The 22,270-nt window shown below is 65.3% G+C and carries 20 protein-coding genes; 5 read left to right on the plus strand and 15 right to left on the minus strand.

The window, feature by feature from the left end:
- The first annotated feature begins 432 nt into the window (after positions 1-432).
- Positions 433-3,579: a ribonuclease E gene (gene rne / locus H681_RS16100; protein WP_051070438.1), complete on the plus strand. Its 3,147-nt coding sequence runs from the start codon at positions 433-435 to the stop codon at positions 3,577-3,579.
- 227 nt (positions 3,580-3,806) lie between these two features.
- On the opposite strand, the gene murB is transcribed toward rne, so the two are convergent.
- The 8 genes from murB to H681_RS16140 form a co-directional block, all read right to left on the minus strand.
- Entirely contained in the window at positions 3,807-4,826 is a 1,020-nt protein-coding gene (gene murB, locus H681_RS16105) for a UDP-N-acetylmuramate dehydrogenase (protein WP_015477941.1), read from the minus strand.
- Positions 4,823-5,287: a low molecular weight protein-tyrosine-phosphatase gene (locus H681_RS16110; protein ID WP_015477942.1), complete on the minus strand. Its 465-nt coding sequence runs from the start codon at positions 5,285-5,287 to the stop codon at positions 4,823-4,825. The genes murB and H681_RS16110 overlap by 4 nt, the downstream gene beginning before the upstream one ends.
- Complete coding sequence (gene kdsB, locus H681_RS16115) at positions 5,287-6,051, minus strand: 3-deoxy-manno-octulosonate cytidylyltransferase (protein ID WP_015477943.1); 765 nt, start codon at positions 6,049-6,051, stop codon at positions 5,287-5,289. The genes H681_RS16110 and kdsB overlap by 1 nt, the downstream gene beginning before the upstream one ends.
- Before the next feature lie 5 nt (positions 6,052-6,056).
- Complete coding sequence (locus tag H681_RS16120) at positions 6,057-6,242, minus strand: Trm112 family protein (protein WP_009621404.1); 186 nt, start codon at positions 6,240-6,242, stop codon at positions 6,057-6,059.
- A gap of 57 nt (positions 6,243-6,299) precedes the next feature.
- Complete coding sequence (gene lpxK, locus H681_RS16125; RefSeq protein WP_015477944.1) at positions 6,300-7,298, minus strand: tetraacyldisaccharide 4'-kinase; 999 nt, start codon at positions 7,296-7,298, stop codon at positions 6,300-6,302.
- Positions 7,298-7,744, minus strand: a complete 447-nt coding sequence (locus H681_RS16130) for an ExbD/TolR family protein (RefSeq protein WP_015477945.1) — start codon at positions 7,742-7,744, stop codon at positions 7,298-7,300. Before H681_RS16130 ends, lpxK begins: the two co-directional genes overlap by 1 nt.
- Entirely contained in the window at positions 7,741-8,376 is a 636-nt protein-coding gene (locus tag H681_RS16135) for a MotA/TolQ/ExbB proton channel family protein (RefSeq protein WP_015477946.1), read from the minus strand. Before H681_RS16135 ends, H681_RS16130 begins: the two co-directional genes overlap by 4 nt.
- 71 nt (positions 8,377-8,447) lie before the next feature.
- A complete protein-coding gene (locus tag H681_RS16140) occupies positions 8,448-10,658 on the minus strand; it encodes a DNA internalization-related competence protein ComEC/Rec2 (RefSeq protein WP_015477947.1) in 2,211 nt (736 codons plus the stop codon).
- A gap of 164 nt (positions 10,659-10,822) precedes the next feature.
- Between H681_RS16140 and H681_RS16145 the strand changes: the two genes are divergently transcribed.
- Positions 10,823-11,353, plus strand: a complete 531-nt coding sequence (locus tag H681_RS16145) for a DUF2062 domain-containing protein (RefSeq protein WP_015477948.1) — start codon at positions 10,823-10,825, stop codon at positions 11,351-11,353.
- Between the two features lie 144 nt (positions 11,354-11,497).
- Here the strand turns inward: H681_RS16145 and H681_RS16150 are convergent, their stop codons facing one another.
- The 3 genes from H681_RS16150 to H681_RS16160 are packed head-to-tail and all read right to left on the minus strand — an operon-like array spanning position 11,498 to position 14,701.
- On the minus strand, positions 11,498-12,745 hold the full coding sequence (locus H681_RS16150) for a lipoprotein-releasing ABC transporter permease subunit (RefSeq protein ID WP_015477949.1): 1,248 nt from the start codon (positions 12,743-12,745) through the stop codon (positions 11,498-11,500).
- 11 nt (positions 12,746-12,756) lie between these two features.
- Positions 12,757-13,455, minus strand: coding sequence for a lipoprotein-releasing ABC transporter ATP-binding protein LolD (gene lolD, locus H681_RS16155; RefSeq protein WP_015477950.1), 699 nt, complete (start codon positions 13,453-13,455; stop codon positions 12,757-12,759).
- The gene (locus tag H681_RS16160; protein WP_015477951.1) at positions 13,448-14,701 is read right to left on the minus strand and encodes a lipoprotein-releasing ABC transporter permease subunit; all 1,254 of its coding nucleotides are present in this window, start codon (positions 14,699-14,701) and stop codon (positions 13,448-13,450) included. Before H681_RS16160 ends, lolD begins: the two co-directional genes overlap by 8 nt.
- A 124-nt stretch (positions 14,702-14,825) precedes the next feature.
- Here H681_RS16160 and H681_RS16165 point away from each other — a divergent pair, with 124 nt between their 5' ends.
- Genes H681_RS16165 through H681_RS16175 form a run of 3 tightly spaced genes read left to right on the plus strand, consistent with a single transcriptional unit; the run spans position 14,826 to position 16,458 of the window.
- Positions 14,826-15,401: a PilZ domain-containing protein gene (locus H681_RS16165; protein WP_041712080.1), complete on the plus strand. Its 576-nt coding sequence runs from the start codon at positions 14,826-14,828 to the stop codon at positions 15,399-15,401.
- A gap of 14 nt (positions 15,402-15,415) precedes the next feature.
- Positions 15,416-15,739 (plus strand): hypothetical protein, encoded by a 324-nt coding sequence (locus tag H681_RS16170; protein ID WP_015477953.1) that lies wholly within the window; start codon positions 15,416-15,418, stop codon positions 15,737-15,739.
- Complete coding sequence (locus H681_RS16175) at positions 15,736-16,458, plus strand: glycerophosphodiester phosphodiesterase (RefSeq protein WP_015477954.1); 723 nt, start codon at positions 15,736-15,738, stop codon at positions 16,456-16,458. The genes H681_RS16170 and H681_RS16175 overlap by 4 nt, the downstream gene beginning before the upstream one ends.
- 42 nt (positions 16,459-16,500) lie before the next feature.
- Here H681_RS16175 and sthA read toward each other — a convergent pair whose 3' ends face one another.
- The 4 genes from sthA to H681_RS16195 form a co-directional block, all read right to left on the minus strand.
- Positions 16,501-17,895, minus strand: coding sequence for a Si-specific NAD(P)(+) transhydrogenase (gene sthA, locus H681_RS16180; RefSeq protein WP_015477955.1), 1,395 nt, complete (start codon positions 17,893-17,895; stop codon positions 16,501-16,503).
- Positions 17,896-18,096: 201 nt separating this feature from the next.
- Complete coding sequence (locus H681_RS16185; RefSeq protein WP_051070480.1) at positions 18,097-19,134, minus strand: FAD:protein FMN transferase; 1,038 nt, start codon at positions 19,132-19,134, stop codon at positions 18,097-18,099.
- 114 nt (positions 19,135-19,248) lie between these two features.
- Positions 19,249-20,646, minus strand: a complete 1,398-nt coding sequence (locus H681_RS16190; protein WP_015477957.1) for an amino acid permease — start codon at positions 20,644-20,646, stop codon at positions 19,249-19,251.
- Positions 20,647-20,752: 106 nt separating this feature from the next.
- Complete coding sequence (locus tag H681_RS16195) at positions 20,753-22,216, minus strand: glyceraldehyde-3-phosphate dehydrogenase (protein ID WP_051070439.1); 1,464 nt, start codon at positions 22,214-22,216, stop codon at positions 20,753-20,755.
- Between the last annotated feature and the right edge of the window lie 54 nt (positions 22,217-22,270).

A 22,270-nucleotide genomic window follows, 5' to 3' on the forward strand; every position in this document is an offset into this window, starting at 1 on the left:
CAGTCCCCGGAAGCGTTGCAACGGCCCGAGCGATTCTCGCGCCGACAGCGCCTCGAAACCCAGGCCTTCAGACATGACCACGGCCACCAAGGTAGTCGTGATAAAAGCCAACCCCGCTCCCGGATTCTGCGAGCGGCACCCGGCTCTTAGGGAAATGTGCAGGGCGGAGATGCACAACTGTCGGATTGCGTTGCTTTCATGCCTTGAACGTAGACGCCTTCATCGTCCGCATCCGACAGTCGATTCCTCCTCCTGATGAGTGCTTGTTCTTACTCGACAAGCAGGAAACGTAGTCGCGGCACAGCAGATTTCTCCTGCTGCCGCTGGACACGGGAATGGTCCGCCATTCCTGAGTACGTGCCTTAGCACCGACCGTGAGAGTCGTGTGTGCCGATCGCCGTTTCCGGTGGCCCCGGAAACCATTGGTACTACATGAAAAGAATGCTGATCAACGCAACTCAACCCGAAGAGTTGCGTGTAGCGCTGGTAGACGGCCAACGCCTGTTCGACCTGGACATCGAGTCCGGTGCGCGCGAACAGAAGAAAGCCAACATCTATAAAGGGCGCATCACCCGCATCGAACCCAGCCTCGAAGCCGCCTTCGTAGACTTCGGCGCCGAGCGCCACGGCTTCCTCCCCCTCAAAGAAATCTCCCGCGAATACTTCAAGAAGAACCCCGAAGGCCGCATCAACATCAAGGATGTGCTCAGCGAGGGCCAGGAAGTCATCGTCCAGGTCGAGAAAGAGGAGCGTGGCAACAAGGGCGCGGCCCTGACCACCTTCATCAGCCTCGCCGGGCGTTACCTGGTGCTGATGCCGAACAATCCGCGTGCCGGCGGCATCTCCCGCCGCATCGAAGGCGAAGAGCGCAATGAACTGCGCGAAGCCCTGAACGGCCTGAACGTTCCCGGCGACATGGGTCTGATCGTCCGCACCGCCGGCCTGGGCCGCAGCTCCGAAGAGCTGCAGTGGGACCTCGACTACCTGCTGCAACTGTGGGGCGCCATCAAGGAAGCCTCGGGCGAGCGCAGCGGTCCGTTCCTGATCTACCAGGAAAGCAACGTCATCATCCGCGCCATCCGCGACTACCTGCGCCAGGACATCGGCGAAGTGCTGATCGACAGCCTCGATGCCCAGGAAGAAGCCCTGAACTTCATCCGCCAGGTCATGCCGCAGTACGCGAGCAAGGTGAAGCTGTACCAGGACAGCGTTCCGCTGTTCAATCGCTTCCAGATCGAAAGCCAGATCGAGACCGCCTTCCAGCGCGAAGTGAAGCTGCCGTCGGGCGGCTCTATCGTCATCGACCCGACCGAAGCCCTGGTGTCCATCGACATCAACTCGGCGCGCGCCACCAAGGGTGGCGACATCGAGGAAACCGCGCTGCAGACCAACCTGGAAGCGGCCGAAGAGATCGCCCGCCAGCTGCGCCTGCGCGACATTGGCGGCCTGATCGTCATCGACTTCATCGACATGACCCCGGCGAAGAACCAGCGCGCCGTGGAAGAGCGTGTGCGTGAAGCCCTGGAGGCCGACCGCGCCCGCGTCCAGGTCGGTCGCATCTCGCGCTTCGGCCTGCTGGAAATGTCCCGTCAGCGCCTGCGTCCGTCCCTGGGCGAGACCAGCGGCATCGTCTGCCCGCGCTGCAACGGCCAGGGCATCATCCGCGACGTCGAATCCCTGTCGCTGGCGATCCTGCGCCTGATCGAGGAAGAAGCCCTGAAGGACCGCACCGCCGAAGTTCGCGCGCGCGTGCCGTTCCAGGTTGCCGCCTTCCTGCTCAACGAGAAGCGCAACGCCATCACCAAGATCGAGCTGCGCACCCGCGCGCGCATCTTCATCCTGCCGGACGACCACCTGGAAACGCCGCACTTCGAAGTACAGCGCCTGCGCGATGACAGCCCCGAACTGCTGGCCGGCCAGTCCAGCTACGAGATGGCCCACATCGAGCACGAGGAAGTCCAGCCGATCAGTTCTACCCGTACCCTGGTCCGCCAGGAAGCCGCGGTGAAGACTGTTTCCCCGCAGACCCCTGCCCCGCAGCAGACCGCTGCCGCACCCGCACCGGTTGTCGAAGCGTCCAAGCCGATGCCGGAGCCGAGCCTGTTCCAGGGCCTGGTGAAGTCGCTGGTCAGCCTGTTCGCCGGCAGCAAGCCGGAGCAGCCGCAACCCGCCGCCGCCGAGAAGCCGGCTGCCGAGCGTAGCGAAGGCCAGGGCGAGCGCCGCAACGGCCGCCAGCAGAACCGTCGCCGCGATGGCCGCGAAGGTGGCCGTCGTGATGACGAGCGCAAGGAGCGTGGCGAGCGTCGCCGTGACGAGCGTGGTGAGCGTGGCGAACGCGCCGAGCGTCCGGCTCGCGAAGAGCGTCAGCCGCGTGAAGAGCGCGCCGAACGTCAGCCCCGCGAGGAGCGTCAGCCGCGTGAAGAGCGCACCGAGCGTCAACCCCGCGAGGAACGCCAGCCGCGTGAAGAGCGCGCCGAGCGTCAGCCTCGCGAGGAACGCCAGCCGCGCGAAGAGCGTGCCGAGCGTCAGCCCCGTGAAGAGCGTGCCGAACGTCAACCGCGCGAAGAGCGCCAGCCCCGCGAAGAGCGTGGCGAGCGTCCGGCCCGCGAAGAGCGTCAGCCGCGTGGCGAACGCGCCGAGCGTCAACCCCGTGAGGAGCGTCAGCCGCGCGAGGAGCGTCAGGCCAGCGAAGCCGCTGCCGTGGAATCCGAAGAGCTGCTGAACGAGGAACTGCTGGACCAGCAGGATGACCAGGAAGGCGCCGATGGCGAGCGTCCTCGTCGCCGCTCCCGTGGTCAGCGCCGCCGCAGCAACCGCCGCGAGCGTCAGCGTGAAGCCGGTGTCGATGGCGTGGAAGGTGGCGAAGAAGTGAGCGAGCAGACCGAACAGGCTGCTGGCGAAGCATCGACTGCTGCCGCCATCGTTGGCGCCACTGCCGCTGTCGTTGCCGAAGTTGCCACCGAGCAGCAGTCGGACAGCGAGGCACCGACCGAAGCCGCTCTGCCGGTAGAGTCCAACGTAGTCGAGGCCGTGCGCACCGAAAGCGCCCTGGAGCAGACCATCGAGTTCCTGGCCAAGCCCAGCGAAACCGTCGAGCAGGTTGAAGCCAGCGAAAGCGTAGCGGTGGAAGCCGCCCCGGTCGTTGAAGCTCGCGTGGAAGAGGTCGTCCAGGCCGCTGTCGAAGCCCAGCCTGAGCCTGCCGCCGAAGCGCCGGTCGAAGCTCCGGCCGCCGACGCAGCAGTTCCGGCCAACGCCACCGGCCGCGCCTCCAACGACCCGCGCGAGCGTCGTCGCCTGGAGCGTATGGCCCGTGAAGCCGCCGCAGCCGCGGCCGCTGCTCCGCAGGTCGAAGCAGCTCCGGCTGTCGAAGCGGTGGTCGAAGAGACCGCAGCCGTGGAAGCTGAAGTCGTGACTGAGCCGGCCGTAGAGGTTCCAGCCGATGCCGTTGCGGCAGAAGCGGTGAACGAAGCGCCTGCCATCGAGCAGACCGAGCAATCGGCTGCCGAGCAGACTGAAGGCGAAAACGCCGAGAAGCCCGAGGAAGAAGAAAGCAACGTGGCGGAAAAACACCACAGCTGATAGCTTCCGGCACGAAAAAGGGGATGCAACTGCATCCCCTTTTTTATTGCCCGACCAGCAAGGCGACCCACCCAACCTGTAGGGGCGAGCTTGCTCGCGAACAACCGCAGGCAATTCGCGAGCAAGCTCGCTCCTACATAAGCGCTAACCCATCCCGGCTCATCCCAGGAAGCAGACACAAAAAAGGGGATGCCAAGGCATCCCCTTTTCTCGCGTCCGGAGTGGCCTCAGTAGAGATTCGGCTCCATCTCCAACTCAACGCCAAAACGCTGCTGGATGTCGTCACGAATTCGCCCCGCCAGCGCATACAGCTGCGCACCGGTCGCTCCGCCGTAGTTGATCAGCACCAGCGCCTGCTGCGCATGCACGCCCGCAGCGCCATCACGGAAGCCTTTCCAGCCCGCCTTGTCGATCAGCCAGCCGGCCGCCAGCTTCACCAGGCCGTCCCCCTGCGGGTAGGCCACCAGATCGCTGAAGCGCACACGCAGCTCATCCGCCTGCCCGGCAGACACCACGGGATTCTTGAAGAAACTGCCAGCGTTGCCGAGCACCGCCGGGTCGGGCAGCTTTTCGCGGCGGATGGCGCAGATCACTCGGGAAACATCTGCCGGTGTCGGCGCAGTCACGCCCTCCTCCACCAGGCGCTGGCGCACCGGACCATAGTCCAGATGCAGTTGCGCCGCACGAGTCAAGGCGAAGCGCACCCGCAGGATCAACCAGCGACCCGGTTCGCGCTTGAAGCGGCTGTCGCGGTAGGCGAAGGCACAGTCCTCTAAACCGAACTCGCGCAACTCGCCGCTTTCACGGTCCAGCGCAGTCAGGCCGGCGAACACGTCCTTGATCTCGACACCATAGGCGCCGATGTTCTGCATGGGCGCGGCACCCACGGTGCCAGGAATCAGGCTGAGGTTTTCCAGCCCGCCCAGCCCCTGCGCCAGTGTCCAGCGCACGAAGTCATCCCAGACCTCACCGGCTTCCGCCTCAACCATCATGCGCTCGCCGTCGTCACGGAGGACGCGGATGCCACGGGACGCCATGCGCAGGACCAACGCCTCGACGTCACGGGTCAGCAGCAGGTTGCTGCCACCGCCGATCACCATCAGCGGCAGGCTCTTCTCGGTAGCGGCGGCGATGCCGGCACGCACCTCGACGTCGTCATGGGCCTGGGCGAACCAGCGCGCCGCGACTTCGACGCCGAAGGTGTTGTAGGGCTTGAGGGAAACGCGTTCTTGCAGTTGCAGCGTCACAGGCGCCTCTTCACTTCCATCAGCAGGCCGTCACAGGCCCGCTCCACCAGGTCCAGCACCTGCTCGAAACCGTCATCGCCGCCGTAGTACGGGTCGGGAACTTCGTCGATTTCCAGATCGAAGCGACGCAGGAACAGATCCAACTCGGCCTTGCCGCCGCCGGCGCGCAGGTGTTTCAGGTCACGCAGGTTGGCGTGATCCATAGCGAGGATCAGGTCATAGCGGGAAAAGTCCGCCACGCTCACCTGCCGTGCCCGCAAGGCCGACAGATCGTAACCACGGCGCAACGCGGCGGCGCGGGTGCGCGCATCCGGCGCCTTGCCGACGTGCCAGTCGCCGGTACCGGCGGAGTCGATCTCGATGCCCTCCTCAAGGCCCGCTTCGCGGACCTTGTGGCGGAAGATGCCCTCGGCGGTGGGCGAGCGGCAAATGTTGCCCAGGCAAACGAACAGAACCTTCATCAAGCCCCCAGGATGCGCCGCACGCGTTCCAGGTCTTCCGAGGTATCGACGCCGGCCTGCGGCGCTTCCAGGGCATCGGCCACGTGGATACGCACGCCGTGCCAGAGTGCACGCAGTTGCTCCAGGCACTCGGTGTCCTCCAGCCAGCACGGGCCCCAGGCCACGAAGTCGCGCAGGAAACGCGCACGATAGGCGTAGATACCGATATGGCGGCGGTACGGCACGTTGGCCGGCAGGCTTTCACGGTCCACCGCGAAGGCGTCGCGCGCCCAGGGCAGCGTAGCGCGGCTGAAGGTCAGGGCCAGGCCGTCCTTGTCGCTGACCACCTTGACGATGTTCGGGTTGAACAGCGCTGCCGGGTCATGGATCGCCTCGCACAGGGTGGCGATGCCCGCCTCCGGATGGGCCGCGAGGTTGGCGGCCACCTGATCGATGATCGACGGCGGCACCAGCGGTTCGTCGCCCTGCACGTTGACCACGATGGCGTCGTCGGCCAGGCCCAGCGCGTCGGCCACTTCCGCCAGGCGGTCGGTGCCGGAGTTGTGGTCGGCGCGGGTCAGCACCACCTGGGCGCCAAAGCCCTGGCAAGCATCGTAAATGCGCCGATCGTCCGTGGCGACCACCACCTGGGCAGCCGAACTCTTGCCGGCCTGCGCCCAGACATGCTGGATCATCGGCTTGCCGGCGATGTCCTGCAGCGGCTTGCCGGGCAGGCGGGTGGAGGCATAACGGGCGGGAATGACGACGGTGTAGGCCTGGCTCATGGGAGTTACTTGTCCAGACGCTCGTCGACGTTCAGGGTACGCGCTTCGCCTTCGAGCATCACCGGGATGCCGTCGCGTACCGGGTAGGCCAGGCCGTCGGCCTTGCAGATCAGCTCGGACTTGTCGTCGGTGAGCTTGAGCGGGCCCTTGCACAGCGGACAGGCGAGGATATCGAGGAGTTTCGGGTCCATGATGCGTTCCTTGAACGTGAACGGATTGAATTCGGACGCCGCAGGGGCGACGCCGGATCAGCGGGCGAGCAGGCGCTCGAGCTGGGCGTCGAACCAGGCGACGAAGGCCGGCGAGGGCTGCGCTTCGACGGCGAGGTACCACCAGTCGGGCGCGGCGAAGGACCGGCATTTCACCGCATCCTTCTCGGTCATGACCAACGGCAGCTCCGGCGTGAAGCGCAGTTGCTCGGCGGTATAGGCCGCATGGTCGGGGAAGGGATGCGGAATCGGCCGCCAGTTTAGCGCCTCGAGCGTCTTGAAGAAACGCTGCGGGTTGCCGATTCCAGCCAGGGCATGGAGCGCCTGACCGGCGGGGAAATGCTCGACGCCACGGCGTTCGCCGCTGGCCAGGCTGACCAGGGCGGAAGGTCGCAGGACGAAGGAGAAGGCGCCCGGCGGGTCGGAAAGTGCGCCGTTGTGCAGGACGGCGTCGACTTCGGCCAGGCGCTCGGCGGGTTCGCGCAGCGGCCCGGCGGGCAGGCAGCGGCCGTTGCCCAGACCACGGGCGGCGTCGATCAGCACCAGTTCCAGGTCGCGCGCCAGGCGGTAGTGTTGCAGGCCGTCGTCGCAGAGGATCAGGTCCAGCGGCTCCTCGGCCAGCAGCGCGCGCACGGCGCTGGAGCGGTCCGGGTCGATCATCAGCGGCACGCCGCTGCGGCGCACGATCATCAGCGGCTCGTCGCCCGCCTCCGCCGCCGACTGCTCGGCGCGCACGCGCCAGGGCGTCTGCGGGGGCTTGGCGCCATACCCACGGCTGACCACGCCGACCTTCAGGCCACGGGCGCGGCAGTACTCGATCAGCCAGAGGATCATCGGCGTCTTGCCGGTGCCGCCCACGGTGATGTTGCCGACCACGATGATCGGCACCGGAGCGCGGTAGGCCGGCTTGGCGCCGGAAAGGAAATCTGCGCGACGGCGACGGGCGACACGCTGGTAGAGCAGTTCGAGCGGCTTGAGCAGGACAAGGGCCGGATGGCCCTTGTACCAGGCGTCGAGCAGGCGGTCGGAGAACGCCATCAGGGCTTCTTGTCCGAATGGGCCTCGATGGTGGTGATGCGCAGGTGGGTGAAGCCCAGCTTGCCTGCGGCATCCATCGCGGTAACCACGGACTGGTAGTCGACCTTGCCATCGGCGGTGATCACCACCGGCAGGCTGTTGTCGCCAGCGGACTCGCGCTGCATGGCGTTCATCAGGTTCTCCAGGTCGTCGCGGGCCAGACTCTGGCCGTTCAGGGCGTAGTGGCCCTCGACGCTGATGGAGATTTCCAGCTGCTTGATCTCGGTGGCTTCCGGCGGCGTGCCGCTGACCGCCTCGGGCAGTTCGACCTTGAGCTGCGCCGGCTTGGTGAACGAGGTGCTGACCACGAAGAACAGCAGCAGCACGAAGATCACGTCGATCAGCGACGCCAGGTTGATGAAGACGTCCTCGCGGGCCGCTCCGCCCGCTCTGCGGCGGAACTTCACGCTTTGCCTTCCTCGGCGAAATCGACTTCGCGATCGCCCTGGGTGACTTCCACCAGCTTGATGGCTTCCTGTTCCATCGCGATCACCAGCTCATCGACACGGCGCAGCAGGTAGCGGTGGAAGAACACCGCCGGGATCGCCACGATCAGGCCGGACGCGGTGGTGATCAGGGCCTTGGAAATACCGCCGGCGAGCATCGGCGCGTTGGCCATGCCGTCGCCCATGAAGGCGCTGAAGATCTGGATCATGCCGAACACGGTGCCCAGCAGGCCGAGCAGCGGCGCCATCGCGGCGATGGTGCCCAGGGCATTGAGGTAGCGCTCCAGCTCATGGATGACGCGGGAAGCGGCCTCCTCGATGCACTCCTTCATGATCTCGCGACCGTGCTTGGAGTTGGCCAGGCCAGCGGCAAGGATCTCACCCAGCGGGGACGACGCGCGCAGGTCCTTCAGGGCCTGGCTGTTCATCTTCTTGCCCTTGATCTGCTTCCACACCTGGCCGAGCAACTGTGGCGGAGCCACGCGACTCTTGCGCAGGGTCCAGAGACGTTCTGCGACGATCGCCATCGCGGCGATGGAGCTCAGCAAGATCGGCAGCATCATCCAGCCGCCAGCTTTGACCAGTTCCCACACAGTGGTGAATCCCCTGAAAAAAAGTGGCGCCACTCTAGCATAGGGGCCCGTGCCAGCCGACCGCCCCGGTCTCATTTTTCTTGCCAGAAATGTGCGCCTTCCCGCACTCCCCGGACCTCCCCGTGGGCGCCGAGCATCAGCGTCAGCGCACCCTCCTGTGCCGTATCGTGAATCCGGATGCCCAGTGCCCGGAAGCGCTCGACGACCAACGGATGGGGGTGGCCATAAGGATTATTGGCGCCGCGGGAAATGATCGCGGCAGTGGGCGTCACGCTGCGCACGAAGACCGGTCCGGAAGCGCTGCGGCTGCCGTGGTGCCCCGCCAGCAACCAGTCGATGTGGATATCCGGGTGTTCGGCCAGCCAGGCCAGTTCGCCGGCCTGCGGCAGGTCGCCGGTCAGCAGCAGGCGCTCGCCATTGGCTTCGAGCGCCAGAACGCAGGAGCGGTCGTTGCTTTCCCGTGCACCCTCCCATGCCCAGGCCGCGAAGTGGACGCCGTCGACCTCCCAGCTCGCCTTCCGACAGGGCTGTGCCCGCAACTCGCGGGGCAGCCGATCCGCCTCGCCGCTGACCACCTGCACGGGATGCAGCGACGCCTTCACCGCCAGGGCGCCACCTGCATGGTCGTTGTCCGCGTGACTGAGCATCAATCGGTCCAGACGGTTGATCCCCAGACTCCGCAGCGTCGGTACGACGACCCGCTCGCCGATATCGAAATCGCCATTGCGCGCGCCGGTGTCGTAGAGCCAAGCCTGACTGCGCGTGCGGATCAACACCGAAAGGCCCTGCCCCACATCCAGCACCCGGACCTCGGCCATCCCCGGCGGCGGCAGCACGATCGACGGCCAGAACACCGGCAGGAACATCGCCAGTCCGAACGCTCGCACCGGTACGCCAGCCGGCGCCAGCAGCAACAACGCACCCAGCATGGCCAGCAGCAGCGCCCAGGCCGGCGCGTTGACGGGCTGCCAGGCAGGCGCCAGGGCCGCCATCCAGCCCAGCAGGCGGAACAGCAACTCGAGCAGCCCGCCGGAGATCCAGAGCAACCCTTCGCCCAGCCAGGGAATGCCCAGCGCCAGGCTGCCCAGCAAGGCCAGCGGCACCACCGCCATTTCCACCCAGGGCACCGCAAGCAGGTTGGCGACCACCCCGGAAATGCTCAGCGGCAGGCCAAGCGCCACGGACGCGGGCAGCAAGCCGATCGCCATCAGCCACTGCGCACGCAGCCAGGTGCGCCAGGCCGTCCAGCGCCCCAGTCGGCCGGAAAAACCGAAGATCAACAACGCCACCGCCGCATAGGACAGCCAGAAGCCGGGCAACAGTATGACCAACGGTTCCGCCAGCAGTACCGCCAGCAAGGCGCCGAGCAGCGGTGTCCACAGACCGCTACGGCGATGGCGAAGGCGCCACAGGAGGACAATCGAAACCATGATGCAGGCACGCTGCAGCGGTACCTCGAATCCCGCCATCAGGCTGTACGCCCAGGCGCCGAGCGCGGCCAGCAGACAGGCGCAGGGCAGCCAGGGCACGCGCGAGGGCCAGACGCCGAAGCGTGCAAGCCCGGCGACCACGGCGTAGAGCAGCCCGGCCAGCAGGGAGATGTGCGAACCGGAAATCACCATCAGGTGCAGGGTTCCGGTGTCCTGCAGCACCTGCCAGTCCGCCGTGGTCAGTCCCGAGGCATCGCCCAGCACCAGCGCCGCCAGCGCACCGGAGCGCCCCTGGGCATCGACCGCCAGCAAACGTTGCCGCCAGGCTTCTCGCCAGGCCGGCGGGCCGCTGCTCGCTTCCAGGCGCTGCCCATCCTTCACGCTGCCGATGGCGCCGATCCGTTGCGCGGTAAGCCAGGCCTCGTAGTCGAAGCCTGCGCCGTTGGCCATGCCGTAGGGGCGCTTGAGCTTCACCGCCAGGCGCCAGCGTTCACCACCCTGTACCGCGGGCCCGCCGAACCAGGACAGGCGCAAGGTGCCAGGCAGACGCGCCCGAGGACTGGATACATCGGAAAGAACGAAACGTACCGAAGGCCCGGTAAGGTCAGGCAGCCCCTCCACCCTGCCCTCCAGCCACAGCGTGCGACCGTCGAGCGCCTTGTCCAGCCGGTCATCCAACGCCCACTGGGCCGACTGGCAGGCCCAGGCAAAACCCAGCAGGAACAGGCCGATGAAATAGCCGCGAGTGAACAGCAAGGGCAACGCCAGCGCCACCAGCGACAGCAGCACCCAACCGGCTGGCAGCGTCGATAGCCAGCGCAGCGCCAGCAGGCCGGCGGCCAGCGCGAACATCCCTGAACGAGGCAACGGACTCCTCCCTGGAGTCGCCGGGCAACCGTCGGTCCGATCGGACGGCGATCGGGGCACAGCGGTTACACACGGACATACTTGGCAACGAATGACTGTCACCTAGCTAGGCATAATGTGGCGTCGTCCGTCTGCCAGAGATTTCCCTCATGCCGCGCCGAATTTTCAAGCGCTACATGCCGGATCCGGAAAGCATCAGGAGCCACAAGGGCCTGCGCTTTCTCGGGCCGCTGATCCAGTCCCCCAACCTCTGGCACCTGAATCGCCGCTCCGTATCCCGCGCAATGGGCATGGGGCTGTTCGCCGCCTTCATTCCGATCCCGCTGCAGATGCTGCTGGCCGCCTCGCTGGCGGTGTGGGTGCGGGCCAATCTGCCGATTTCGGTCGGGCTGGTCTGGCTGACCAACCCGATCACCATGCCGCCGGTGTTCTATTGCACCTACAAGATGGGCGCCTGGGTCATGGGCATCCCGGCGCGCGTCCTGCCCGACCACCTGACCTGGGAGTGGATCAGCGGCGAGCTGACGATGCTCTGGCAGCCCTTCCTGCTGGGTTCGGTGATCTGCGGGATTCTGGTGGGCATCCTCGGCTACCTGGCCACCGAGGGCTACTGGCGCTGGTGGATCGGCCGCAGTTGGCGGCGGCGCCGGGCGCTGCGCAATGTGCAGCGCGAGCTCTAGCTTTTTGTAGGAGCGAGCTTGCTCGCGAATCGCCCGAGGCACAGAGCTGCCGGCGAACTTGTTCGCGAGCAAGCTCGCTCCTACAGGGTGCTCCCTGAAACGAGAAAGCCGCCCCGAGGGGCGGCTTTTTCATGGTCCGATGGATCACTCGTACCGCAGCGATTCCGCCGGTTGGGTCGATGCCGCACGCCAGGCCGGGTACAGCGTGGCCAGGAAGCTCATCGACAGCGCCGCGACGCAGATCAGGACAATATCCAGCACCTGCGGGTCGGACGGCAGGTAGTTGATGAAATAGATGTCCGAGTTGAACACGTGGGTGCCGGCGACGCGCTCCAGGGTCGAGACGATGGCGGTGACGTTGTAAGCCGCCAGCACGCCCAGCACGCAGCCGATGACGGTGCCGATCAGGCCGATCACCGTGCCCTGCACCATGAAGATCGCCATGATCTGCTTCGGCGTGGCACCCAGAGTGCGCAGAATGGCGATGTCCGCGCGCTTGTCGGCCACGACCATGATCAGGGTGGCGATGATGTTGAAGGCGGCGACCGCAACGATCAGCAGCAGCAGCAGGCCGATCATGGTCTTTTCCATCTTCATCGCGCTGAACAGGCTGCCCTGGGTGTGGGTCCAGTCCACCGAGCGGTAGCCGTCGCCCAGCTGTTTGGCGATGGCCGCGCCGACTTCGGGCGCCTGGAACAAGTCCTTCAGGGCGATGCGCACGCTCTGTACCTGGCCGGGCTGCCAGCGCATCAGGCTCGCCGCGTCGTCCACGTGGATCAGCGCCAACGAGCTATCCAGCTCGGCGCCGACCTTGAAGATGCCGACCACGTTCAGGCGCTGCATGCGCGGGGTGATGCCACCGGGCGCGGAACTGGGCTCGGGGACGATCAGCAACAGGCTGTCACCGACGTTGACGTGGAAGCGCCGCGCGGTGATCTCGCCGATGACCACACCGAACTCGCCGACCTTGAGGTCGGCGAGGCGGCCCTGGACCATGTGCTGGCCGATGATCGACACCTGGGTTTCCAGCGCCGGATCGACGCCGTCCACCTCGATGGGCTGCATCATGCCTTTATAGGAGAGCATGCCGTCGACCTCGGTATAGGGCACCGCGCCGACGATCTTCGGGTTCCGCTTCGCTACCTCGGCCACGCGTTGCCAGTCGTCCAGCGGACCGCTGGTCTTCTGCAGCACCGCGTGCGGGACCATACCGAGGATGCGCGAGCGCATTTCCTTCTGGAAGCCGTTCATCACCGAGAGCACCACGATCATGGCCAGCACGCCCAGGGCGAGGCCGATCATCGAGGTCAGGGAGATGAACGAGATGTAGTGGTTGCGTCGCTTGGCACGGGTGTAGCGGGTGCCGATGAAGACGGACAGGGGTCTGAACATTCCGTTATCCCTCAGGCGGCGACCAGCCGGCCCTCCTCCAGGCGCAGCACACGATCCATCTGCTGGGCGAGGTGGGTGTCGTGGGTCACCACCAGGAAGGCAGTGCGCAGGGATTGCGACAGTTCCAGCATCAGTTCCTGGATACCGTGGGCGGTGTGCTGGTCGAGGTTGCCGGTGGGCTCGTCGAGCAGCACCAGTTTCGGCGTGTTCACCAGGGCGCGGGCGATGGCCACGCGCTGGCGCTCACCACCGGACAGCTCCGACGGCTTGTGGCTCAGGCGATGGCCCAGACCCACACGCTCCAGCAGCGCGGTGGCGCGCTGGCGCGCTTCCGGGATCGGCGTCTTGCCGATCAGCAGCGGCATGCAGACGTTCTCCAGCGCGGTGAATTCCGGCAGCAGGTGGTGGAACTGGTAGACGAAGCCCAGCGCGCGGTTGCGCAGCAGGCCGCGCTGCTTCTCGTTCAGCGCCGACAGCTGTTCGCCAGCGAGCCAGACGCTGCCGGTGCTGGGCGTATCGAGGCCGCCGAGCATGTTCAGCAGGGTGCTCTTGCCCGAGCCGGAGCTGCCGACGATGGCCACGCGCTCGCCGGGCAGCAGTTCCAGCTGCACGCCGGAGAGCACCTCGACCGACTGCGGGCCTTCCTCGTAGCGCTTGCCAAGGTCACGGCAGCTCAGGACGGCCTGGTCGTTGGGGGTCGACTTACTCATAACGCAGGGCCTCCGCGGGCTGGGTGCGGGCCGCACGCCAGGCCGGATACAGGGTGGCGAAGAAACTCAGGATCAGCGCGGCGCTGCACACCAGGATCACGTCCTCGCTCATCAGTTGCGAGGGCAGGTAATCGATGAAGTAGACGTCCGCGTTGAGGAACTTGTGGCCCAGCAGGCGCTCCAGCAGGGCGATGGCGGAGCTGACGTTGAGCGCCGCGAGGATGCCCAGCACGCCGCCGATGAAGGTGCCGATCACGCCGATCACCGTGCCCTGGACCATGAAGGTCGCCATGATCTGCCCCGGCGTGGCGCCCAGGGTGCGCAGGATGGCGATGTCGGCCTTCTTGTCGGTGACGACCATGACCAGGGTGGAAATGATGTTGAACGCGGCGACCGCGACGATCAGCAGCAGCAACAGGCCGATCATGGATTTCTCCATGCGGATCGCCTGGTACAGGTTGCCGTGGCTGCGGGTCCAGTCGCGGGCGAAGTAGTCGTTGCCCTTCAGGGTGCGGGCGATTTCCCAGGCGGTGCGCGGCGCCTGGAACAGGTCGTCGAGCTTCAGGCGCAGGCCTTCGACCTGGCCTTGCTTGAGGCGGCGCAGGCGCGCGGCGTCGTCGATGTGGACCATGCCGACGTAGCCGTCCAGCTCGCCGGCGCCGACATGGAAGGTGCCGACCACGGTGAAGCGCTTCATGCGCGGGAACATGCCGGCCGGGGTGACCGAGACTTCCGGGGCGATGAAGGTGACCTTGTCGCCCAGCTTCACGCCGAGGTTCTTCGCCGCCTTGTCGCCGATGATGATGCCGAACTCGCCGGGTTTGAGGCTCTTGAGCGAACCCTCCTGGAAGAACTGGTCGATGATCGAGACCTTGCTCTCCTCGTTCGGGTCAACGGCGTTGATCAGCACCTTCTGTACCGTGCCGCCGGCGCTGAGCAGGCCCTGCATCTGGATGAAGGGCGCGACTTCCAGCACGTTGGGGTGCTGGCTCTTGATCTGCCCGGCGATGCCGCGCCAGTCCTCGATGGGCTGGTAGGACTCGACGGTGGCGTGGGGCACCATGCCCAGTACGCGGGTGCGCATCTCGTGGTCGAAGCCGTTCATGACCGAGAGCACCACGATCATCACCACCACGCCCAGCGCGAGGCCGATCATGGAGGTGAGCGAAATGAAGGATACGAAGTGGCTGCGGCGTTTGGCGCGTGTGTAGCGCGTTCCGATATAGACGGAAAGGGGTCTGAACATGTGGGGCCGATTAAGAAGATGAAGAGTGCGTCGGGCGTCAGTTCCTTCTGGCGTACGACTTCCGTGTGGCGAGGCTCGGCAGGCGGCTTTACACTCAGACCATCACTGCCGCCGTGGGTTCGCCATGTCCACTCCAGACGCGGATGACCGCCGCGAATACTATCGTATTGAAGACACGCTCGCATTGGAATTTCGCCCGCTGCGCGAGGACGAAATCCAGTCGCAAGAAGTGCTTCAGGATGATTCCGCGCTGTTCAATCTGCTCAGCGACCTGCACCTGACCGACTTCGAGTCGCAGCACCTGTTGCGCCATATCCACGAGCGCGACCGCCCGCTGGCCAGCTATCTGAAAGTGATCAACAAGCGCATCGACCTGATCGCCCAGGCCCTGACCCAGAGCCTGCTGCGCGAGATCGGCCCGCCCCGCCAGGTCACGCTGTCCGAGGGCGGCATCGACTTCCGTGATACGCAGCCTCTTCCGCTCGGCCAGGGGCTTGCGCTGAAGATCGTCCTGCTACCCCAGGGCCTGGGCCTGCTGCTGCGTGCCAAGGTCACCCATTGCCGGCAACAGAGCGAAGGCGACTACGAAATCGGCACCGAATTCGAGGGTCTCGGCGATGCCCCGCGCCAGTTGCTGGCCCGCCACATCCTCCAGCGTCAGGCATTGGAACGCCGGCAGGCCAAGGCCCGCGACGAATGAACCCAGGGAAATCCATGCGCTATCTGTTACTCCTGTTGAGCCTTGTCACCCCGCTGCCACTGCTGGCGGATACCATCGAGATACCCGTCGGCGCACAGGGCGACCCACACATCGTGCTGCCGGTCCGCGGCGAGAGCCAGAAGGCCGTGCTGGAGCGCTTCGGCCTGCCGGACGAGGAACATCCCGCGGTGGGCAAACCGCCGATCAATCGCTGGGATTACCGCGAGTTCAGCGTCTATTTCGAAAGCGGCCGCGTCGTCGACGCGGTGCGCCAGCACCACTCCCAATACCTCAAGGATCTCTCCCCCCAGAATCCGTCCCCCAAGGAGCCCCAGTGACTCTGATCTATGGCCATCGCGGCGCCAAAGGCGAAGCACCGGAAAACACCCTGACCAGCTTCCAGCGCTGCCTGGAACACAACGTGACACGCTGCGAGCTGGATCTTCACCTGTCCCGCGATGGCGAGCTGATGGTGATCCACGATCCGACGCTCAAGCGAACCACCGGCCGGCGCGGCAAGGTTTCCGAGCAACTGGCGGAAGACCTGATCACGATGGACGCCCGCGAGGGCGGTCCGGGGTGGGTGCGCCCCTGCCCCATTCCGCGCCTGGCGGAACTGTTCGAACGCTGCGATTTCGAGCACTGGCAACTGGAGGTCAAGAGTGGCTCGAAAGACCGAGCGGGGCGCACGGTACAGGCGATCCACCACCTGGTCGGACGCTACGGCCTGCGCGACCGCATCACGGTGACATCGAGTTCACGCACGGTGCTGCGCGCCCTGGAAGAGCTGGCGCCGGAGCTATCCCGCGGGCTGGTGGCCGAATACGCCTGGCTCGATCCATTGAAGGTCGCCGCACACTACGGCTGCGATCTGCTGGCGCTGAACTGGATGCTGTGCACCCCGGAGCGCTTGCTGAAAGCGCAGAAGCAGGGGCTGCATGTGTCGGTCTGGACGGTCAACGAGCCAGCCCTGATGCGCCGGCTCGCCGATTTTGGCGTGGATAGCCTGATCACAGACTTTCCCGGTTTGGCCACTGCCACGATCGGGAATCGCTGAGCAGGTTCCCCCCGACCGGCTCAGGCCGCCGGTCGGGGTACTTCAAAAAATCCGGTTCAGGCCGTCGAACGCCGCTACGCGGTAGGCTTCGGCCATCGTCGGATAGTTGAAGGTGGTGTTGACGAAGTACTTCAGGGTGTTCAGTTCCCCCGGCTGGTTCATGATCGCCTGGCCGATGTGGACGATCTCCGAGGCTTGGTCGCCGAAGCAGTGCACGCCGAGGATCTCCAGGGTCTCGCGGTGGAACAGGATCTTCAGCATGCCCACCGGCTCATTGGAGATCTGCGCGCGGGCCATGCCCTTGAAGAAGGCCTTGCCCACCTCATAAGGAATCTTCGCCGCGGTCAGCTCGTGCTCGTTCTTGCCGATCGAGCTGATCTCCGGAATGGTGTAGATGCCGGTCGGCACGTCATTCACGAAGCGCCAGCCGTCGTGCTCGACGATGTTGCCGGCAGCCGAGCGGCCCTGGTCGTAGGCGGCGCTGGCCAGGCTCGGCCAGCCGATCACGTCGCCGGCGGCATAGATGTTCGATACCGAGGTGCGGTAGTTCTCGTCCGTCTCGATCTGGCCACGGCTGTTGACCTTGATGCCGATGTTCTCCAGGCCCAGGCGGTCGGTGTTGCCGGTGCGGCCGTTACACCACAGCAAGGCGTCGGCCTTGATCTTCTTGCCCGACTTCAGGTGCAGGATCACCCCGTTGTCCAGGCCTTCCACGCGCTCGTATTCCTCGTTGTGACGGATCAGCACGTTGTTGTTGCGCAGGTGGTAGCTCAGCGCATCGGAGATTTCGTCGTCGAGGAAGCTCAGCAACTGGTCGCGGGTGTCGATCAGGTCCACCAGCACGCCCAGGCCACTGAAGATCGAGGCGTACTCGCAGCCGATCACGCCGGCTCCGTAGATGATCAGGCGGCGCGGGGTGTGGCTCAGCGAGAGGATGGTGTCGCTGTCGTAGACGCGCGGGTGGTTGAAGTTGATGTCCGACGGGCGATACGGGCGCGAGCCGGTGGCGATGACGAACTGGTCGGCCACCAGGCGCTCCACGGCGCCGCTGGGGGTCACGACTTCAACGGTGCGCTCGTCGACGAAGCTGGCGGTGCCGTTGAACATATCGATGCGGTTGCGCGCGTAGTAGCCGGTGCGCGAGGCGACCTGCTTGGAGATGACCTTCTCGGCGCTTTTCAGCACGTCGGGGAAGGAGAACCAGCGCGGTTCGCCGATCTGGCGGAACATGGGGTTGGTGTTGAACTCGATGATCTGCTTCACCGAGTGACGCAGCGCCTTGGACGGGATGGTGCCCAGGTGCGTGCAGTTGCCGCCGACCACGCGACGGCTGTCCACCACCGCCAGCTTGCGTCCGTACTTGGAGGCATTCATCGCCGCCCCCTCGCCCGCCGGACCCGTGCCGAGAATCACCACGTCGTAGTTGTAGACAGCCATGCGTACTCCTTCAGAACAGGCCGGGACGCTCGCTTGGCGCTCCCGGCGAAGCCCCGGCACCACATGCGCCGAGGCGGATCGAAATCATTGCGCAGCTTAGCCCTGCGGCAAAAGGCTGCACATTAGCGGTTGGTCGGCAGGTAGGCGAATTTTGCCGTCACTACATACCTTCCCGCCGAATCATCATGCCCGGCGAACCTTTCATTCAGGCGTCGGAAACAGCGCTTCGAAGCGTGTCGTCGCGCGGGTCACGAAGCCCTCGCCCTGGCGCACGATGAAGAACGCCGCCAGCCCATTGCGCTCGGCAAAGGTATAGCCCTCCTCCGGCCCCAGCACCATCAGCAGGGTCGACAGGCCATCGGCGCGCAGCGCCTGCGCATCGGCCACCGTGACCGCCGCCAGCGCATGCCGGACCGGCGTGCCGCTGCGTGGATCGAAGGTGTGCGAGTAACGCTGCCCACCTTCCTCGAAATAGTTGCGGTAGTCGCCGGAGGTGGACAGCCCGAAGCCATCCAGCGCCACCGAACGCTCCACCTGCCGTTCGCGCTCGCCGCTGGGCACTTCCAGGGCGATGCGCCAGGGCGTGCCATCGGGCTTGTGGCCCACGGCCTTGAGCTCGCCGGTGATTTCCACCAGGTAATTCGTGAGCCCCAGCTCGGCCAGGCGCGCACTGACCTTGTCCACCGCGTAGCCGGCGACGATGCTGTCGAAGTCCAGCTGCGCATTGACGTCCTTGCACAACTGCTCGCCCTGCAGATGCAGATGCTGATGGCCGACGCGGGCACGCTCGCGCTCCAGATCGGCGGCCGCCGGCACTTGCTCGGCGCGCGACTGCGGGCCGAAGCCCCAGAGGTTCAGCAGCGGCTCGACGGTGAGGTCGAAGGCACCGCCGCTCTGCTGCGAGAGCGCCTCGCCATAGCGCCAGAGCGTCAGCATGTCCTCCGGCAGCGCCATGCAGGTGCCGGCCGGCTGGGCATTGAAGCGCGAGATCAGCGAGTCGTCGCGGTAGGTGGAGAACTGCTCGTCGAGGCTCGCCAGGATCGCATCGACCTCGGCCTTGAGCTTCGCGGTATCCGGCGCCTTGCCCGTGGTCACGTACTGCACCGTGTAGCTGCTGCCCATGGTCGGGCCGCCAAAGCGTTCGACCGACTGCCCGCAACCCGCCAGGGCAGCAACCAGAACAGCCAGCACCACCAACAGCCAGACTCCACGCACCACTCGGCACCTCCTGCCGTCCATCATCCGCCCGGCGCCGGGCATTCTACCGCAAGCACCCCGGGCCACTGTTTCCGCTCTGGCAAAGGTGCATTACCAAAAGAAAACGGGAGCCGAAGCTCCCGTTTCTCAACCGGTTCAGGCGTTGGCCTTGACCGGGGACTTGCGCTTGAACAGGTAGCACACACCCATCAGCACGATCCACACCGGGATCGCGTACACCGACACGTCGATGCCTGGGATCTGCAGCATGATACCGAGAATGAACACCACGAAAGCCAGGCACAGCCAGTTGCCGACCGGGTACCACAGCGCGCGGAAGAACGGCTGCACGCCCTTGGCCTGCATGGCCTTGCGGAACTTCATGTGGGCCAGGCTGATCATCGCCCAGTTGATCACCAGCGCGGCCACCACCAGGGACATCAGCAACTCCAGCGCCTGGTGCGGGATCACGTAGTTGACCACCACGCAGGCCAGGGTGATGAAGGCCGAGACACCGATGGCCAGCAGCGGTACGCCGCGATCATCGACCTTGGCGAAGGCGCGCGGGGCATCGCCCTGCTCGGCCAGGCCGAAGAGCATGCGGCTGTTGCAGTACACGCAGCTGTTGTAGACCGACAGCGCGGCGGTGAGTACCACGAAGTTCAGGATGTGCGCCGCGTACTCGCTACCCAGCAGCGAGAAGACCTTGACGAACGGGCTGCCGCTGTAGGGGTCGCCGGCGCTGTTGATGCTCTGCAGCAGCGCATCCCAGGGGTACAGCGAGAGCAGTACGGCCAGGGCGCCGATGTAGAAGATCAGGATCCGGTAGATGACCTGGTTGATCGCCTTGGGGATCACCTTCTTCGGCTCGGAGGCTTCGGCGGCGGTAATGCCCACCAGCTCCAGGCCACCGAAGGAGAACATGATGATCGCCAGGACCATGATCAGTCCCTTCCAGCCATTGGGGAAGAAGCCGCCGTGCGCCCACAGGTTGCTCACCGAAGCTTGCGGACCGCCGGTACCGGTGGCCAGCAGCCAGACGCCAAGCAGGATCATGCCGATGATGGCAGCGACCTTGATGATCGCGAACCAGAACTCGGTCTCGCCGAAGGCCTTCACGTTGAACAGGTTGATGGCGTTGATCAGTACGAAGAACACCGCCGCCGTCGCCCAGGTCGGGAAGTCCGGCCACCAGAACTGGATGTACTTGCCGACCGCGGTCAGCTCCGACATGCCCACCAGGATATACAGTACCCAGTAGTTCCAGCCCGACATGAAGCCGGCGAAACCGCCCCAGTACTTGTGCGCGAAGTGGCTGAAGGACCCGGCGACCGGTTCCTCGACGATCATCTCGCCGAGCTGGCGCATGATCAGGAAGGCGATGAAACCGCCGATGGCGTAGCCGAGGATCATCGACGGGCCAGCGGATTGCAGCACGCCGGCCGAGCCCAGGAACAGGCCGGTACCGATGGCGCCGCCGAGGGCGATCAGCTGGATGTGGCGGTTCTTCAGACCGCGCTTCAGCTCGCCTTCATGCAGATGTTGTCCATCCATTTGAAGTCTTTCCAGAATCAGGAATTGGCAGATTTTATCGTTGTAGGGTGGAGCCACTAACGAAAAACGGGAGCCCGAGAGCTCCCGTTTCCCTGTCCCGCCTGGATCAGCGCGGGAAAGCCGGCGGGTTGACCCCAGCCATGTCTTCCATCACGCGGACGACCTGGCAGCTGTAGCCGAACTCGTTGTCGTACCACACGTACAACACGACACGGTTGTCGTTGCAGATAGTGGCTTCGGCATCGACGACGCCCGCGTGGCGGGAGCCGACGAAGTCGGAGGAAACCACTTCCTGGGAGGAGACGAAGTCGATCTGCTTCTGCAGGTCGGAGTGCATGGCCATCTGGCGCAGGTACTCGTTGATCTCTTCGCGGGAGGTGGATTTCTCCAGATTCAGGTTGAGGATCGCCATCGAGACGTTCGGCGTCGGAACGCGGATCGCGTTGCCGGTCAGCTTGCCCTTCAGTACCGGCAGGGCCTTGGCGGCGGCGGTGGCGGCACCGGTCTCGGTGATCACCATGTTCAGCGGAGCGCTGCGGCCGCGACGGCTGCCCTTGTGGAAGTTGTCGATCAGGTTCTGGTCGTTGGTGTACGAGTGAACGGTTTCGACGTGGCCGTTGACGATGCCGTACTGGTCGTTCACGGCCTTGAGCACCGGCACGATGGCGTTGGTGGTGCAGGAAGCGGCGGAAACGATCTTGTCGTCGGCGGTGATGTCACCGTGGTTGATGCCGTGGACGATGTTCTTCAGCGCACCCTTGCCCGGAGCGGTCAGGATCACACGGTCGATGCCCGGGCACTTCAGGTGCTGGCCCAGGCCGTCGGCGTCGCGCCACTTGCCGGTGTTGTCGACCAGCAGTGCATCCTTGATGCCGTACTGGGTGTAGTCGATCGACGCCGGGTCGTTGGAGTAGATAACCTGGATCAGGTTGCCGTTGGCAGTGATGGTGCTGCTTTCTTCATCGATGGTGATGGTGCCGTCGAACGGGCCATGCACGGAATCGCGGCGCAGCAGGCTGGCGCGCTTGACCAGGTCGTTCTCGGCGCCCTTGCGGACGACGATGGCGCGCAGGCGCAGGCCGTCGCCGCCACCGGTCTTCTCGATGAGGATGCGCGCCAGCAGGCGGCCGATGCGGCCGAAGCCGTACAGGACGACGTCGGTGCCTTCGCGGGCGCCGCCGTTCTGCTTGCCGACCACGTCGGTCAGTTCGTCCTTGGTGAACTGCTCGATGCTGCGACCGTTACCTTCGGTCTTGAACTTGGCAACCATCTTGCCCAGGTCGACGGATGCGGCGCCCAGCTTGAGCTCGCTCATCGCCTTGAGGATCGGGAAGGTGTCGTGTACCGACAGGCCGCCTTCGGCCAGGCGGTGACGGGCGAAACGGTGCGCTTTGAGGATCGCGATCACCGAACGGTTGATCAGGCCACGGCCGTAGATCGAGGTCACCACGTTGTTGTTACGGTACAGCTGACCGATCAGCGGAATCATGGCTTCCGCGAGGGCTTCACGATCGATCCACTCACCGAGACACTGGTCGGGCTTCTGGGTCACGGGCAATACCTTCCACATGTAGGAGAAGAAAAAAGGGGCTACATTATGACGGCGCGAACAATCGCCGGCAAT

This window comes from Pseudomonas sp. ATCC 13867 (genome assembly GCF_000349845.1).
Lineage (GTDB): Bacteria > Pseudomonadota > Gammaproteobacteria > Pseudomonadales > Pseudomonadaceae > Pseudomonas.